Origin of the sequence: Paraburkholderia sp. BR10872 (assembly GCF_040965835.1) — a bacterium.
In the GTDB taxonomy this organism is placed as follows: Bacteria; Pseudomonadota; Gammaproteobacteria; order Burkholderiales; family Burkholderiaceae; genus Paraburkholderia; species Paraburkholderia nodosa_A.
In genome coordinates, this window is record NZ_JBFRCN010000053.1 from 1 (window position 1) to 15,542 (window position 15,542).

Annotated in this window: 13 protein-coding genes; 6 read left to right on the plus strand and 7 right to left on the minus strand. The window is 67.0% G+C overall.

All coding sequences use genetic code 11. The features are described from left to right. Window positions 1-468 precede the first annotated feature (468 nt). Complete coding sequence (locus AB4Y43_RS31425; protein ID WP_368619137.1) at window positions 469-1,110, minus strand: C39 family peptidase; 642 nt, start codon at window positions 1,108-1,110, stop codon at window positions 469-471. A gap of 321 nt (window positions 1,111-1,431) precedes the next feature. Here AB4Y43_RS31425 and AB4Y43_RS31430 point away from each other — a divergent pair, with 321 nt between their 5' ends. Beyond that, window positions 1,432-2,286 carry a helix-turn-helix domain-containing protein gene (locus AB4Y43_RS31430; protein WP_069268748.1) on the plus strand — a complete coding sequence of 285 codons (855 nt, stop codon included), beginning with the start codon at window positions 1,432-1,434 and terminating at the stop codon, window positions 2,284-2,286. Window positions 2,287-2,323: 37 nt separating this feature from the next. Here AB4Y43_RS31430 and AB4Y43_RS31435 read toward each other — a convergent pair whose 3' ends face one another. Further along, the gene (locus AB4Y43_RS31435; protein ID WP_368729589.1) at window positions 2,324-4,174 is read right to left on the minus strand and encodes a hybrid sensor histidine kinase/response regulator; all 1,851 of its coding nucleotides are present in this window, start codon (window positions 4,172-4,174) and stop codon (window positions 2,324-2,326) included. A 52-nt stretch (window positions 4,175-4,226) separates the two neighbouring features. Next, complete coding sequence (locus AB4Y43_RS31440; RefSeq protein ID WP_368729561.1) at window positions 4,227-4,763, minus strand: molybdopterin-dependent oxidoreductase; 537 nt, start codon at window positions 4,761-4,763, stop codon at window positions 4,227-4,229. A gap of 283 nt (window positions 4,764-5,046) precedes the next feature. On the opposite strand from AB4Y43_RS31440, the gene AB4Y43_RS31445 reads away from it, so the two are divergent. Then, window positions 5,047-5,994 carry a phosphoribosyltransferase gene (locus AB4Y43_RS31445; protein WP_342950261.1) on the plus strand — a complete coding sequence of 316 codons (948 nt, stop codon included), beginning with the start codon at window positions 5,047-5,049 and terminating at the stop codon, window positions 5,992-5,994. 12 nt (window positions 5,995-6,006) lie between these two features. Here the strand turns inward: AB4Y43_RS31445 and AB4Y43_RS31450 are convergent, their stop codons facing one another. Continuing rightward, the gene (locus AB4Y43_RS31450) at window positions 6,007-7,683 is read right to left on the minus strand and encodes an ATP-binding domain-containing protein (protein WP_368729562.1); all 1,677 of its coding nucleotides are present in this window, start codon (window positions 7,681-7,683) and stop codon (window positions 6,007-6,009) included. A 217-nt stretch (window positions 7,684-7,900) separates the two neighbouring features. Here AB4Y43_RS31450 and AB4Y43_RS31455 point away from each other — a divergent pair, with 217 nt between their 5' ends. Next, the gene (locus tag AB4Y43_RS31455) at window positions 7,901-8,527 is read left to right on the plus strand and encodes a glutathione S-transferase family protein (RefSeq protein WP_069268745.1); all 627 of its coding nucleotides are present in this window, start codon (window positions 7,901-7,903) and stop codon (window positions 8,525-8,527) included. Window positions 8,528-8,584: 57 nt separating this feature from the next. Next, window positions 8,585-9,208, plus strand: a complete 624-nt coding sequence (locus AB4Y43_RS31460) for a Fur family transcriptional regulator (RefSeq protein WP_368729563.1) — start codon at window positions 8,585-8,587, stop codon at window positions 9,206-9,208. A gap of 108 nt (window positions 9,209-9,316) precedes the next feature. Here the strand turns inward: AB4Y43_RS31460 and AB4Y43_RS31465 are convergent, their stop codons facing one another. The 3 genes from AB4Y43_RS31465 to AB4Y43_RS31475 all read right to left on the minus strand — a co-directional run bounded on the left by AB4Y43_RS31465 (window position 9,317) and on the right by AB4Y43_RS31475 (window position 12,306). Next, the gene (locus tag AB4Y43_RS31465; protein ID WP_069268743.1) at window positions 9,317-9,727 is read right to left on the minus strand and encodes a response regulator; all 411 of its coding nucleotides are present in this window, start codon (window positions 9,725-9,727) and stop codon (window positions 9,317-9,319) included. A gap of 198 nt (window positions 9,728-9,925) precedes the next feature. After that, a complete protein-coding gene (locus AB4Y43_RS31470; protein ID WP_368729590.1) occupies window positions 9,926-11,488 on the minus strand; it encodes a deoxyribodipyrimidine photo-lyase in 1,563 nt (520 codons plus the stop codon). An 89-nt stretch (window positions 11,489-11,577) separates the two neighbouring features. Then, a complete protein-coding gene (locus tag AB4Y43_RS31475) occupies window positions 11,578-12,306 on the minus strand; it encodes a TetR/AcrR family transcriptional regulator (RefSeq protein ID WP_368729564.1) in 729 nt (242 codons plus the stop codon). A 97-nt stretch (window positions 12,307-12,403) separates the two neighbouring features. On the opposite strand from AB4Y43_RS31475, the gene AB4Y43_RS31480 reads away from it, so the two are divergent. Continuing rightward, complete coding sequence (locus AB4Y43_RS31480) at window positions 12,404-13,969, plus strand: MDR family MFS transporter (protein WP_368729565.1); 1,566 nt, start codon at window positions 12,404-12,406, stop codon at window positions 13,967-13,969. Window positions 13,970-14,229: 260 nt separating this feature from the next. Continuing rightward, a complete protein-coding gene (locus tag AB4Y43_RS31485; protein WP_368729566.1) occupies window positions 14,230-15,534 on the plus strand; it encodes an MFS family transporter in 1,305 nt (434 codons plus the stop codon). The last annotated feature ends 8 nt before the right edge of the window (window positions 15,535-15,542 follow it).

The following is a 15,542-nucleotide window of genomic DNA, read 5'->3' on the forward strand; positions in this document are numbered from 1 at the left end:
CCTGCCACAGTTCACATCTCGACGTAAATGGTGAATGGCTCCGGAGCGTCTGTCACCTCGCACCTTCAAAGGTAGTGACAAGGCGCTCATCCTTCCGGCGGCGCTGCGCGCGCCGAATGGCATAACCGAAAACTATTGGTGCGCGTGCGTTCTCGCGAAGCTTGACAATCCCCCCCTGGTTTCCCATGCAGACCCAACCGCAGCGAGCGTAGCGAGCAGCGGAATGAATGACTGCCTTGTCACTCACTTTGGTGGTGCGAGGTGACAGACGCTCCGGAGCCATTCACCATTTACGTCGAGATGTGAACTGTGGCAGGCGCTAGCGGTTTGAGCGGCTTTCTTTGCCTACTTTCTTTGCCGCCGCAAAGAAAGTAGGTGCCGCCCCGCACAGGGGCAACGCCTGCATACCGACGCGAAAACAAGAAAAGGCCAAAGCAGCCAGGAACCACAAAAAAAAACCACGCGCGATCAGCACGGCCGCCTAAGCGCCATACCCCGCCGGGCATGAAACCGTGCAACCGTCTCATAGGGCAGCCAGGCGTCAGCCTGGTACGGCGCGATGCCCGAAGGATTGTGAAACCACACACCGCCATCGCCACGTCCGTGCAGCAGGATCAGATGCCCGCCCCGGCCGGGGTCCATCCGCTCGGGATAGCGGATCTCGGGGCTCACGGAAACGATGGCGAGCGTTTCGGCATCAACGCGCCCTGCACTCGCCGCAATGTCCTCGTCGATCATTACCTCCACGTGCACGCCGAACGCGGCTTCCACCCATCCGGCGAACGGGCGGTAGATCAAGCCATCCACGCCGCCATCTTCGCGCACGCGATATACACCGTGCCGCAACGCCTCTTCGAGCATCTGCGCGCGCGGCGCATGCGCGACGCCCCAATAGTCGAGCGCCGATTCGAGGCAGGTCAGGCCGCACAAGCGCTTGGCCCAGAAGCGATAGGCGTCGGCCTCGGTGAAGCCGCTCGCCCGCCAGCGCGGGTCCTCGCACGGGTCGGCGCCACGCTCGACGATAGGCGCCACCCAGTCGGCGCTGCCCCACTGGCTGTAATACGGCACGCCTTCATGCCGCCATGTCCCGCCGTTGCGCACGTCGTCCAAACGATACCCCTCGCCCCAGTAAGGTTGATTCGCCGCGCGCGAGCGCACGGCGTTCAAAATCGTGCATCTTCGCAGTCGCGCGCCGTCCCCGCAATGCCGCGAATATCGCAAGCCATGTGTAAACGAAGCCGAATATACGCTTACATTCCCGTATTCGGCGCCGCATTACATTTCGCTAAAATAACGCCGTCGTCTGGCATTTTATGCGTTTAGAATATCGTGCTCCCGTGCGCAGGCCGCAGGAGGTCCGGTCAAACCGGCCCCGCGGCACCACGGCATGATCAATCAGAAACTGAATCCACGAATCTCCCTTCAAGCAGTATGTCGAACGTTGCATACACAACCGACTCGGCCTCGGTGGCGGAGCGCGTACGCGAGCTGATGAGCCGTCACGGCATCGGCAAGCGTCAGCAAACGACCGAGCTGTGCCGGATTCTTGACCTGAGCTTTTCACAGGGGCACCGCAAGCTGCGCGGCAACAGCCCGTGGACGCTCGCGCAGATCAAGAAAGTGGCCGAAGCGTTCGGCGAACCCGCGGGCCAGCTGTTCGGGGCGCAACTGCTCGACCCCGGCATGGTCGGGGCCAGCGCTCAAGAAGCGATCCTCTGCGTGAGCGCCGCCGAACTGCCCTGCACCGCCTGGATCGGCGCACCGGTCGAGGCGGGCAGCCGCCCCGACTTCGTCGCCTACGAAAAGCAGGGCCAGTGGCGCGTGGTGCGCCCGGACGGCGCGCTCTACCAGAACGCGCGCGAAGTCCACAAGATCGAGATCTACCCGCGCCGCGCCGAGTCCGACAAGCCGCTCATCGCCGTCGTGGACGACGACCGCTCTTCCGCCGACAACCTGCGCGACTACCTCGAGCACAGCGGCTACACGGCGCTCGCGCTCTACGGCCTCGCGGCATTCAACGAAGCGCTCGAAAACAACGTGTTCGACGGCGTGGTGATCGACTGGCTGTTCGGCAGCCAGACCGCCGCGGAGGCGATCCGCAGCGTGCGCGCCTCCGAGAACCCCGATGCGCCCATCTTCGTGCTCACCGGCGAACTGCTGACCGGCAAGGCCAGCGAATCGGAGATCAGCCAGGTCGTACGCCACTACAACGTGGCCTGCTACGAAAAGCCGGCGCGCATGGCGATTCTCGTCGCCGATCTTTCGAAGCGGCTCAACCGCGGCTAACGCCGCGTTTTGCTCGCTCAACCCGCTCCCGCGCCTTTCACACCGCCGCCCGCGGCGCGCTCAGCGCGCGCTGCAACGCCGCGCGCAGCACCTCGTAATGCACCGGCTTCGTGAGCCGGTCAAAAAACGGCGCGCCCTCGCCGCCCGGCGTCTTGCCCGCAGTGTCCGGAAGCGCCGCCAGCCCCGCCACGTCGGCGCTCACCGCGATCACGCGCGGCTGCGCGAGCACATCCTGCGCGGCCTCGAGCCCCGCCACGAAGTCGTAGCCGTCGCGGCCCGGCATGTGCAGGTCGAGCAGCACCACGTCGCACACCTCGTGCGCGAGCAGCGCGAGCGCGCTGTCGGCGTCGCTGGCCGCGAGCGCGCGGTAGCCCATGTGCGCGACCATCTCGCAGAGCGAATCGCGCACGAGCGGGTTGTCGTCGACGACGAGCACCTGCGGCAGCGCCCGCGCGGGCAGCGCCGCTTCGGCCACGGCCGCGGGCGCCGGCGGCTCGACCGGCGTAACGGGAATGCGCACGGTGAAGGTCGTGCCTTTGCCCACGCGGCTTTGCGTCTCGATCGTGCCGCCGAACAGCTCGACGAGGCCGCGCACGATCGCGAGCCCCATCCCCGCGCCTTCATAGCGCCGCGAGCGCGACGTGTCGAGCTGCGTGAACTCCTTGAAGATGAGCGGAATCTGGTCCGGCGCCACGCCAGGCCCCGTGTCGCCGACGACGATCACGAGCGTGTCGCCGCCAGCCGGTTTCGGCGCGCCCTCTGCGTCCTGTGATGGCCGCGGAACCCGCGCGGGCGCCTGCAGCCAGAATTCGAGCCGCACCTTGCCGCGCTCCGTGTAGCGGATCGCGTTCGTGACGAGGTTGCCGGCGATCTGGCGAATCCGATGCGGGTCGGCCACCACGCGCCGCTGCGGGCCCACCCACGCATGCTCGAACACGAGCCCGCGCGAGCGCGCCGCCTGCTCGTTCTCATCGACGATCGACTGCAGCAGTTCGCGCGGCTCGAACTCTTCCTGGCGCAATTCGAGCTTGCCCGCGCCGAGACGCGCGTAGTCGGTGAGGTCCTTCATCTGCGCTTCGAGCTGGCGAGCCGCGGTTTCGAGGCGCTGGATCACCTTGCGGTCGGCTTCCGAATGCGAGTTGAAGCCGAGCAGCTCGATCGACGAGACGATCGCGTGCAGCGGCGTGCGCAGTTCGTGGCTGATCATGCCGAGGAAGGCGTCCTTCGCCATGCTCGCCTCGCGCGCGGCGCGGCTCGCCTGGTGCTCGGCTTCGAGCGCCGCGCGCTGCTGGTGCAAGAGGCGCGTGCGCCGGTAGCCGTTCATCACGAGCAGCACGCCCGCCGCCGCCGAAAGCACGAGCAGCACGAGCCCCGAAGCGAACAGTTCGCGGCGCTTGGCGATGAAATCGTGCCGGATCGCCTCGCGCTCGGTCACGTCGGCGAAACGCCGGTTCAGCGCGAGGTCGGTCACCTGGGTCCAGTGCAGGTCGAGCGCCATGAGCATCGGCACCGCGCGTTCGGGGTTGTCCGCGAGCGTGGCGATTTCGGCCTCGAATGGCGAGATCGTCGCGGCCAGAATGGCGAGATCGGCGTCCTGGCGGCGCTTCAGGCCCGGCGTCGAGTCGAGCGAGAGCGTCGAGCCCTTCATCACGTTGAGCTTCGACTGCAGCACCTCGTAGCGCAGCCGCACCTTGTCGAGATCGCGGTCGATGCCGTCCGCGAACATCAGCAGCTGGCTCTCGAAGCGTGCGTAGGCGATCTGGAGCTGCGCGGCGTCCCAGTACAGGCCGTCGTAATTGCCCGTGATGCGCTGCACGACCTGCGGATTGAGCAGGTTCGCGTAGAGCAGATAGCCGACCGCCACCACGGGCGGCGCGAGCGCCGCCATCCAGATGATCGCCTGCAGCAGGCGTCGCAAGGGACGTTGTATCACCCGCTACTCACCGCTTGATCGTCATCGACTTGATCTGCCACGCGAACTTCGAGTCACCGGCCGCGCCGTCGAGCTCGAGCGGATGCTGGTCGCGTGGGTAGATCAGGAACAACGGGCCGAAATTGCTTACCTTGAGGCGCTGGCCGTTCATCTCATAGGCGACCACCACGCCATAGCGCGCGGCGTCGGCCACGGGCACGACACAGGTGTAGTCGTCGAGCGTATGGATCTCGATCTCGCTGCCGTAGGCGCCCACGGCCTCGAGCACGTCCGAAAGCAGCGGGCCCGTGAAGGTCGAGCGCGGCGTCCAGGTCGTGGCCGTCGTGATCGAATGCGCGGGCAGCGCGAGCAGCTGCGCCTCGCTGAAGTGATACGCCGTGTGGGACGCGTTGTTGGTCACGCGCACCTCGCCATCGACGTCGAGCGAGAGCGCACCCGCAGAACCCGCCGCCTGCGCGGAAGGTGCAAAAAACGGCGCCGCACCCGCGAGCGCCACCACGGCGGCCCAGCGCCGCCAGCCTGGCCATCCCTTCCCATGCCACATCTTGCCCGAGCCCTTTCGCGCGATGATTCGCGTCGTTTTCGTGTGTCTTTGCGCGGCGCTACGCGACATTTTGCGGTAATGCGCCGCTTTTTCCTGCTGCGTTTCCCTCGTTTTCCTGCTACCTCCACCCACCATGCCAGCAGGCGCTGGTGAGCATAGGCATAATATCGTCAAACATTGTGCTGACAATAGCCGTCTTTTTCTCGTACACCGCTATCGGAAACGCGCATTGCGCAGTTGCCGCGCGCTTGCCGATTACGCGCTTCGACACCCAATTCAACCCATGGATAAACCTGTCGTTCCGCTCACCTACGAACAGCTCGATCACTGGGTCGAGTCGCTGCAGCCGGCGCTGATCGCGGAGGAATTCGACCTCGTGGTCGGTATCCTGCGCGGCGGCGCGCCGCTTGCGCTGATGGTTTCGCACGCAACGGGTGCGGCTGTCGCATTCCTGCGCTACGACCGCGCCACGCGCGAAGTGCGCTGGGACTCCACGCTGCCGCTACCCGAACCGGGCTCGAAAGTGCTGCTCTGCGAGGACATCGCGGGGCGCGGCCATACGCTCGTGGACTGCATCGCGTTCCTGAGCGAGCACGGGCTCGTCGTGCGCACGCTCACCGGCGCCTACGACGACCTCAGCCGTCTGCGCCCCGATTATTCGATCGACGCGAGCGGCTATTTCGCGCTGTTCCCGTGGGAGCGCCAGGCCTACACCGACCGTTATCGCGCCGACTGGATCCGCGATGGCGACGGCGACGGCACGCGCATGGCCGACGACCACGAGTACGCGGTCTACGCCATCGATCTCGATGGCGTCCTGCTCCCCGACCTCCCGATTGCGCGCTACGACGAAGACCTCGTCGCCGCGCTCGCCGAGCGCGACGAGCTGGTGCCGTTCGAGCGCCTGCCCGGCATCGACATGAAACGCACGCGCGCGATCATCACGGGGCGTCCGGAGATCGACCGCGAGCGCACGCTCGCCTGGCTCGAACGCCACGGTTTCGGGCACCTCGAACTGATCATGCGCACGCCGGACGAACACGACGACACGGCCGCGGCCGTGGCTGCGCACAAGGCCGCGGCGGCCATCCGCAGCGGCGTCACGCACTTCATCGAGAGCGATCCGGTGCAGGCCATCCTGATCGCCCAGACCGCGCCGCTCCTGCGCGTGATCTGGTGGAACGCCCAGGCGCGCACGGGCACGCTGATCGGCGCCTCGGCCTGGAGCTGAGCGAGCCGGCGCTTAGACGCCGCCGCGCCGGCCCTCGATGAATCGCGCGGCGCGCGGCGACGCCACCACGATGAGCTTCATGGCCGCACGCGTCGCGCCGACGAAGAGTTTGCGCGCGGCGCGTTCGTCGAATGACTCGAAGTCCACCTCGGTCAGGATCACGCACGGCGCGGACTGGCCCTTGAAGCGGTAGATCGAATCGAGCAGCACATCGCCCTCGCGGTACTGCGGATTGCCGAACAGGTCGTATTGGCCGGTGAAGCTGCGCAGCCGGTGCGGGCCGAGCTGATCGAGCGTCGCGAACAGCGAATGCTCGCGTCCGCGCCAGGAAAGCACGACGATGTCCTGCTTGCGAAAGCCCAGCGAAAGCGCCTGCGTAATCGCGCGTTTCGTGACCAGAACCACCCCAGGTTCCGCGCCCGGTCCGGCTTCATGCTCGTCCCAGCTCGCCACGGTCACCTCGGAGCCGTCGAACGGACTCCCCGCGGCGAGCTGCGCGATGGCGGGCACGGTCGGTCCGGCCACGTCGCGCAGGAATGCGAGGATGTCGCGCGGGCTGCGGTAGTTCGTGGTCTCGCGCAGCACGGTCCAGCCCGCCAGCGCGAGCGGCTCGCGCACGTACAGGTTCTGCAGCGGATCTTCGAGCCACCACCATGCAGCGTCCGGCCGCAGCAGACGCCCGAGTGCGCCGACCCACGGCTCGTGGAAATCCTGCCCTTCGTCGACGATCAGCACGTCGAACTGCCAGCGCTCGGCAATCGGCATCTCGCCGAAGCGCTGCACGAGGTCGTCGAACGCGCCGGCGCTCGCGAAGTCGGGCACGTGGCCGCCGTCGCGCGCGACCCAGTCGCACAGCTGGTGATAGGTCGCCACCTTTGCCCCGGGCGGCGCGAGCTGCGCGATGTGATCCGCAAGCGGCCGGTTGAAGCACACGTAGAGCGTGCGCGCGCCGCGCGCCACCGCGTCCTTCATGACCTGCACGGCTAGTTGCGTCTTGCCCGAGCCCGCCGTGCCGATCACGCGCAGCCGGAACGGGGCGAATTCGAGGCGCCGCGCCCACGTGGCGAGGCCGCCCGCGAGCCGCGTGACGAGCGTGCCGGCCGCGCCGAGCAGCGCGCTGGTGTCGGGCGTGAGCGAAAGTTCGTCGGCGAGAAAGTGATGGATCCTGGCGGCGCACGGCAGGCGCGGCTCGTCGGCGGGTATGGCTTCGAGCACGATGGCGGCGAGCTGCGCCTTGCGCGTGGCGTCGACGATGCGCGCCGGGTTCACGCCCGCGATGGCAGGCTCCCGCACCACGTGGTCGGGGCAATAGAACAGCTCTTCGAGCACGTAGGTGCCCGCGCCGAACGACGCCGTAAAGCGCCGGTGCAGCCCCTCGACCGTGCGTGCCAGCGCGATCGCCACGTTGCGCTCGGTTTGCATGTACGCCTTGACGAGCCCGCCTGGCGTTTCGCGCAAAAAGCCGGTTTTCTGCTCGACGATCATCACGCGCCCAGCCGGGCTGACGATCACGAAATCGGCCTCGCCGAAGACCGAAAAGCCTTCGGAGAGCCGCGTCCAGTGCACGCCGTGATAGACGGTGTAGCCATTCGGCAAACCGCGGGCGAGCGCGGCGAGCGTTTCGCGCTCGCGCGCGGCGGCGCCGGTGGCTTCGAGATGCTGCCAGTCGTCGGGGACAATGCGGGCCATGGGCGGATCTCGGACGGATGTTGAGGTTCGTGGCGGCCGCGCAGGCAATCGAGGGAGCGGTGCCGCACTAAGCGGGCGCGGCAGCGGAACTCCCGGCGCCGCGCAGCGCCTATTCTACGAAATGCCTGGCTGCGCAAATAAACCGCGCGAGAATCGTGTATCGTGGCGGCCTGCGCCAGGCTTGACCCTTTTTCCTCTTGCAAGGAGTACGCGCCAGATGATCACGATCTGGGGACGCGCCAATTCGGTGAATGTCCAGAAAGTCCTGTGGTGTTGCGATGAACTCGTGCTGCCGTTCCAGCGCATCGACGCGGGCGGCTCGTTCGGTCATCTCAACGAGCCTTCCTATCTCGCCATGAATCCGAACGGCAAGGTCCCGACGATCACCGACGGCACCTTCGTGCTGTGGGAGTCGAACGCGATCCTGCGCTATCTGGCGATGGAGTACGGCCCTTCGAGCCTGCTCTACCCGACCGACCCGAAGGTGCGCGCCTCGATCGAGCGCTGGCTCGACTGGTCGATCGGCACGCTCGCGCCCATCGAGCGCCCTGTGTTCCTCGCGCTCGTACGCACGCCGCCCGAAAAGCGCGACACGGCGAAGCTCGCGGCCGACTTCGATCAGCTGACCCCGCTTTGGCGGCTGCTCGACCACCATCTGCAAGGCCGCTTCTTCATGGAAAACGAGCGCTTCTCGCTCGCCGACATCGTACTCGGCGCGTACGCGCGGCGCTGGTTCGGACTCGAAGGCGTGGAGCGCGAGCCGCTGCCGAATGTCGAACGCTGGTATCAGCGCATCGCGCAGCGTCAGGGCTTCCGCAAGTACATCGATCTGCCGCTCACCTGAGCCGTCGCTCCATGGCGGCGCGGGCGGGCCGGCGGCGCGCCCCGTATAATCGCAAGCATGAAGACAGCAAAACCGTCCCCGGACGCCCCTGCCCTGCATAGCGACACCGAGGCGCACGACCACGCGCACGGCCATGCCCACTCGCACGACGGTGTCAAGGGCGCTTCGGTCGAGTCCGCGCTCGCGATGGCCGAGGCCTATTGCCGCGAGCGCGGCGAAAAGCTCACGCCGATCCGCCGCAAGGTGCTGGAGTTGCTGCTGGCCTCGGGACGCGCGACCAAGGCGTATTCGCTGCTCGACGAAATGCGCCAGATCCATCCGGGTTCGGCGCCGCCCACGGTTTACCGGGCGCTCGACTTCCTGCTGTCGGCGGGGCTCATCCACCGCATCGAATCGATCAACGCGTTCGCCGTGTGCCACGACCTCACGCAGTGTCAGCACGGCATTCTCGTGGTGTGCCAGCGGTGCGGCAACGTCACCGAGTTGCACGAGCCCAAGCTGCGTCAAGCGTTAGTTGCGCAGATCGAGGCCGCGGGCTACCGGCTCGCCGGCGACGGCATCGAACTCAAGGGTCTCTGCGCGCAATGCCAGGAGAGCCAGGCCAATTCGGTCGACAAGGCCGCACAGCCGGGCGCCGCTGCGGCGCCCGAAGCCACTGCGCAGCCCTCGTCCGTTAGCTAACCGTTCTTGCCCGCCGTTCAGCGCAGGCAACAGATCGCCCGCGCCGCATGTCGCGGCGCTTCAGTCCGTCAGCACCCACACCTTTCGCGCCGCGCTACGCGCGCGGCGTCATAGCGACTGGCGCGCGTCGATCGCGTCGCTCAGCAGCGTCACCAGTTCGTCCGGCCGGGCCGGCTTGGTCATGAAGTGCTGGAAGCCTTCGCCGATGCTGCGCAAACGCCAGCTTTCGTCGGTGTGGCCCGTGAGCGCGACCGCGACGGTCGGAGCATGGTCGCCGCGGATTTCGTAATCGCGCAGACGCTGGATCAGGTAGAAGCCGTCCATCGCCGGCAGGTCGAGATCGCAGACCACGGCGTCGGGGTGCAGGCTCAGGGCCGCTTCGACACCGGTTTCAGCGTCTTCGACCGCCACGACATGCGCACCCTCCGCCTCGAGTAGCGAAGTCAGTGACGCCCGGCTGTGCGGGTCGTCTTCGACGAGGACGATGGTCGTCCGGTCGAGCTTGTGTACTGCGTTCATTGTGTTTGCTTACATGCCTTTCTGTCTGTCAGGCCGAGTGCCGCAAGGCTACGGGCCCGGAGTCACGCCGGGCGCACGGCAACGCGGGCCGTCCTGATAGAGCAATCTTAATGCCGTCCGGTTCCTGCGTGCCGCGCGTGCGCCCATCCGCGCCGCGCACGATAGCCGCATCACAAGACAGCCCGATGACGGCCGCGCTCACGCTTTGCCGCCCTGTTTTTTGTCCTGCGTTGAACTCTGTCGCGAAGCGGCAAGGCCCTTGGCCTTGCCCGTTTGTGCATAGGCTTCGAGTGCACGCTGGCGCGCCAGTTCGTGCTCGACGACAGGTTCGGGATAAGTTTTGCCGAGGCGCACGCCCGCCGCTTCGAGCTGCTGCGCGCTGGCCTTCCACGGCTGGTGCACGAGCGCATCGGGCAGGCCCGCCAGCTCCGGCACCCAGTGCCGCACGTAGGCGCCGCGCGGGTCGAACTTCTGGCCCTGCAGCACCGGATTGAAGATGCGGAAATACGGCGCGGCATCCACGCCCGAGCCCGCCACCCACTGCCAGTTGGCCGGGTTGCTGGCCGGGTCGGCGTCGACGAGCGTGTCCCAGAACCACGACTCGCCTGCGCGCCAGTCGATCAGCAGATGTTTGCTCATGAACGATGCCACGACCATGCGCACGCGGTTGTGCATCCAGCCTGTGTGCCAGAGTTCGCGCATGCCGGCATCGACGAGCGGATAGCCGGTCAGCCCCCGCTGCCACGCTTTCAGGCCAGCGGCGTCCTTGCGCCACGGCATGGCGTCGAATGCGGGACGCAGGTTGCGCGTCGCCAGATCGGCGTAGTGAAACCGCTGGTAATGGCAGAACTCCCGCCAGCCCAACTCGCTCGCGAACTTTTCGGCGCTCGCAGCGCGGCGCGCCGATCCACGTCCGTGCGCGTGCTGCGCCGCCTTGAGCGCCGCCCAGACCTGGCGCGGCGAAATCGCGCCGACGGCGAGATACGGGGAGAGGCGGCTCGTGGCCGCGTCGCCGGGTTCGTCGCGCTCACCGGCGTAGGCGTCGAGGTCGGTGGCGAGGAACGCGCGCAGGCGCTCCAGCGCGGCTTCCTCTCCCGCAGGCCAGGCCGCGCGCATGCCGCCCGACCAGTCGGGCGCGCGAGGCGCCAGGCCGAGCGCGTCGAGTTTCGATGCACGTTGGGTAAGACGTGCTGGCAGCGATTGAAAAATCATCCGTTCGGGCTCGCCTTCCGGCGGCGGCGGATCGCCCATGCGCAGGCAGGCGCGCCAGTAGGCGCTGAAGACCTGGAACGGCTCGCCGGACTGATTGAGCACCGTCCATGGCTCGTTGAGGAGCTGGGCGCCGAAGCTTTCCGCACTGACGCCGCGCTCGCGCAGCGAGGCTTTGAGGGCGCGATCGACCTCGCGTTGCGCCGCCCCGTAGCGGCGGTTCCAGTACACGGCTTGCGCGCCGGTGTCGGTGACGAGGGCGTCCAGCGTCGCCGCTTCGTCGCCCTGCAAGAGCAGCAGGCGGCCGCCGCGCACAGCCAGCGCCGCTTCGAGCGCGCGCAGCGATTCATGGCGCCACCAGCGCGCCGCCCCGCCCTCCGGGCGCTCGCCCGAGGCATGCGGATCGTGAATCCAGACGCAGATCAGCGGCAGGCCGCTCGCCGCGGCCTGCGCGAGCGCGGGCTGGTCGGCGAGCCGGAGATCGTCGCGAAACCAGACGATGGCGGGGGCTCGATGCGCAGAAGCGCGGGAAGCAGCAGCAGAAGAAGACAGACCGGACCTCGACCGGGAAACATTCGCGCGGCACCGCGCACGGGGCGTGCCGCAAAGGTCCCGGAGCGTACCACGGCGCGCGCTGGCGGCTAATCCGTATCAATGCCCGTATCGGTGCGTGCGTCGATGCGCCCTGGCCCCACGCCCTGGGTGATGAGCGCGACCGCATGGCGCGCGACCGCCTCGACGCCCACGTGCGGCTGCTGCGCGTCGCCGCGCCATATCTGGCTGGTGGCGAGCGGCAAGAGCGTCAGGCCCATCAGCGACTGGAACAGCAGCGCAGGCTCCAGCGCCGCGTTGAGCCGGCCCTCGCGCTGCCAGCGCGCAATGGCCGTGTGGGCCGTTTCCTGGTGCTCGCGGCCGAGGCGCTCGAGCATGCGCTGGCGCAGCACGCCGCCCTCGCTGATGACGTCGCGCACACACAGCGGCGGAAACCACGGATTGCGCTGCCCCAGCGCCACGAAGCGCTGCACGAGCGCAGTGAGCGCCGCCACGGGATCGTCGGGATGCTCCGCGAAGATGTCGCCAAGCGACTCGCGCAGCGGCACGAAACGCTCGTCGATCAGCACGTCGATCAGTTGATCGCGCGTCTTGAAGTAGTAGTGGACCATCGCCGGCGTCACGCCCGCCTCGCGGGCGATGGCAGCGAGCGAGGTGTCGAGGATGCCCTGGCGCGCGAACAGCGCGAGTGCGGCTTCGATCAGACGCGCGCGCTGTTCCGCCCCGCCCACGCCGCCGCTCGGCCGGCCGGGACGGCGCGCGGCGGCCCGGCCTGGCGTGCCGCCTGCGCTGTCGAGAGAAGGTTCTGGCGCGTTCATAGGTGTCCTGCCCGGTAACAAAATGAATTTTGACCAACTGGAATAATTGTCCTAATATTAACCTCCGAATTAATTAATTTCAAGATTGACGGACACGATGAAACCCAGCACGAAACACCCTGTGCCCGCTACGGCGGGGGTCGGCGCTCACGCGAATGCAGCGGTGCTGGCGTCGGGCCCGGCTGCCGATACCGGCGGCCATCCACCGATCCGGTTGCTGTTTCCGGCGCTCCTGCTCGTCATGCTGCTGGCCGCGCTCGACCAGACCATCGTCTCGACGGCGCTGCCCACCATCGTCGGCGAGCTGGGCGGGCTCGATCGGCTCTCGTGGGTCGTCACGGCCTACCTGCTCACCTCGACGATCGTCGTGCCGCTCTACGGCAAGTTCGGCGACCTGTTCGGGCGCAAGATCGTGCTGCAGGCCGCCATCGTGATCTTCCTGATCGGTTCGGCACTTTGCGGCGTGGCGCAGAACATGGAGCAGCTGATCGTGCTGCGCGCCTTGCAGGGCATTGGCGGCGGGGGCCTGATGGTCGTGACGATGGCCGCCATCGGCGACGTGATTCCGCCCGCTCAGCGCGGCAAGTATCAGGGCATGTTCGGCGGCGTGTTCGGCATCGCCACGGTGATCGGGCCGCTGCTCGGCGGCTTTCTCGTCGAGCATCTGTCGTGGCGCTGGATTTTCTACATCAACCTGCCGCTCGGCGCGATCGCGCTCGTGGTGATCGGCGCGGTGTTCAAGCCGCGCGCCGCGCACGTGAAGCACGTGATCGACTACATGGGCGCGGGCTGGCTCGCCGCCGCCCTCACCTGCCTGATCCTCTTCACGAGCGAGGGCGGCTCGCTGCTGCCGTGGACGTCGCCTACGCTCTGGCTCACGCTGCTGCTCGGCATCGTCGCTCTCGCGGGCTTCATCCACGAGGAAAAGCATGCCGCCGAGCCCATCATGCCGCTCGAACTCTTCCGCCAGCGCACCTTCGTGCTCGCGAGCCTGATCGGCTTCATCGTGGGCGTGTCGCTGTTCGGCTCGGTTACGTTCCTGCCGCTCTATCTGCAGGTGGTGAAGGGCTCGACGCCCTCGCAGGCCGGCATGCAGATGCTGCCGATGATGGGCGGCGTGCTCGTGATGTCGATCATCACGGGCCGCATCATCAGCAAGATCGGCAAGTACCGCATATTCCCGATCGTGGGCACGGCGCTCGTGGCCGTGGCGATGATGCTGCTCGCGCGCCTGCAGATCGACACGCCGATTCACCTCATGTATGTCTACATGGGCCTGCTCGGCTGCGGCCTCGGCATGGTGATGCAGGTGCTGATCCTCGCCGTGCAGAATGCCGTGGAATTTCGCCACATGGGCGTGGCCACATCGGGCGCGACGCTGTTCCGCTCGATCGGTGGCTCGGTCGGCGTGGCCGCGTTCGGCGCCGTGTTCTCCCACGGGCTGCACGCGCGGCTCGAAAAGGTGCTCACGGCCGACGTGGAACTGCCGCAGCCGCTCACGCCCGACGTGATCCACCATCTGCCGCCCACGCTGCACGCGCAGTATCTCGATGCATTCGCCGGGGCGTTGCACACGGTTTATCTCTCGGCTGCGGTCGTGGTGGTGTTCTCGTTCGCGCTGTCGTGGCTGCTGCGTGACGTGCCGCTGCGCAAGCAGCATTGAGCGCGCTTCGCCTGCTTTTCCCCTCCAGCCAGCGGCTCCCCGCTGGCTTTCTTGTGCCTCGCGAGCACGCATCACGCCGGCCTGATGGGGCCTGCTCGGACCCCGTTCGCGACATCATTACATTTTCCACACATTTAATTACAGTTAGCTAAAATCGCGGGCATCGCGCGCCGGGACCCGGCGGCGCGCGATGCAACTCTCGCGACGGCCGCATGACGGCCGTTCGCCATAAAACACACAAACCAGGAGAAGACCCGCCCATGGACGTCCAGACCGACCCAACCACGCTATCCGCGCAAGACACGAGGCGACGCGTATTCGCCATCGTCGGCGCCTCGTCGGGCAATCTCGTCGAGTGGTTCGACTTCTATATCTACTCGTTCTGCGCGCTGTATTTCGCGCCCGCGTTCTTCCCGAGCGGCAACAGCACCACGCAGCTGCTCAACACCGCCGGCGTGTTCGCCGCGGGCTTCCTCATGCGCCCGATCGGCGGCTGGCTGTTCGGCCGCATCGCCGACCGCCACGGCCGCCGCAGCGCGATGATGATCTCGGTGCTCATGATGTGCGGCGGCTCGCTCGTGATCGCCATGCTGCCCACCTACGCGCAGATCGGCGCGTTCGCCCCGTTCCTGCTCCTCGTCGCACGGCTCTTCCAGGGGCTTTCGGTGGGCGGCGAGTACGGCACGAGCGCGACCTACATGAGCGAGGTCGCGCTCAAGGGCCGACGCGGCTTCTTCGCGTCGTTCCAGTACGTCACGCTGATCGGCGGCCAACTCTGCGCGCTCCTCGTGCTCGTGATCCTGCAGCAGACGCTTTCCACCGAAGAACTGAAGGCCTGGGGCTGGCGCGTTCCGTTCGTGGTCGGCGCATTCGCCGCGCTGATCTCGCTCTATCTGCGCAAATCGCTCGACGAAACCTCGACGAGCGAGTCGCGCCACAAACGCGACGCAGGCACGATTCGCGGCGTCTGGCAACACAAGGGCGCGTTCTTGACGGTGGTGGGCTTCACCGCAGGCGGCTCGCTGATCTTCTACACGTTCACGACCTACATGCAGAAGTACCTCGTGAACACGGCCGGCATGCACGCGAAAACCGCGAGCAACGTGATGACCTGCGCGCTCTTCGTCTACATGCTGATGCAGCCGGTGTTCGGTGCGCTGTCCGACAAGATCGGCCGCCGCACGTCGATGATCCTGTTCGGCGCTCTCGCAGTCATCGGCACAGTGCCGCTCATGCATGCGCTCAAAGACGTGGCGAGCCCCGTGGCCGCGTTCGCGCTGATCACGGTGGCGCTCGCGATCGTCAGCTTCTACACGTCGATCAGCGGCCTCATCAAGGCGGAGATGTTTCCGCCCGAAGTGCGCGCGATGGGCGTGGGCCTCTCGTACGCGGTAGCAAATGCGCTGTTCGGCGGCTCGGCCGAATACGTCGCGCTGTGGTTCAAGTCGGCAGGCAGCGAGTCCACGTTCTACTGGTACGTGACCGCGCTGTGCGCGATTTCGCTGATCGTCTCGTGGCGCATGCGCGATCCGTCGAAGGAAGGCTATCTGCGTCACGAACCGTGATGCTCGGG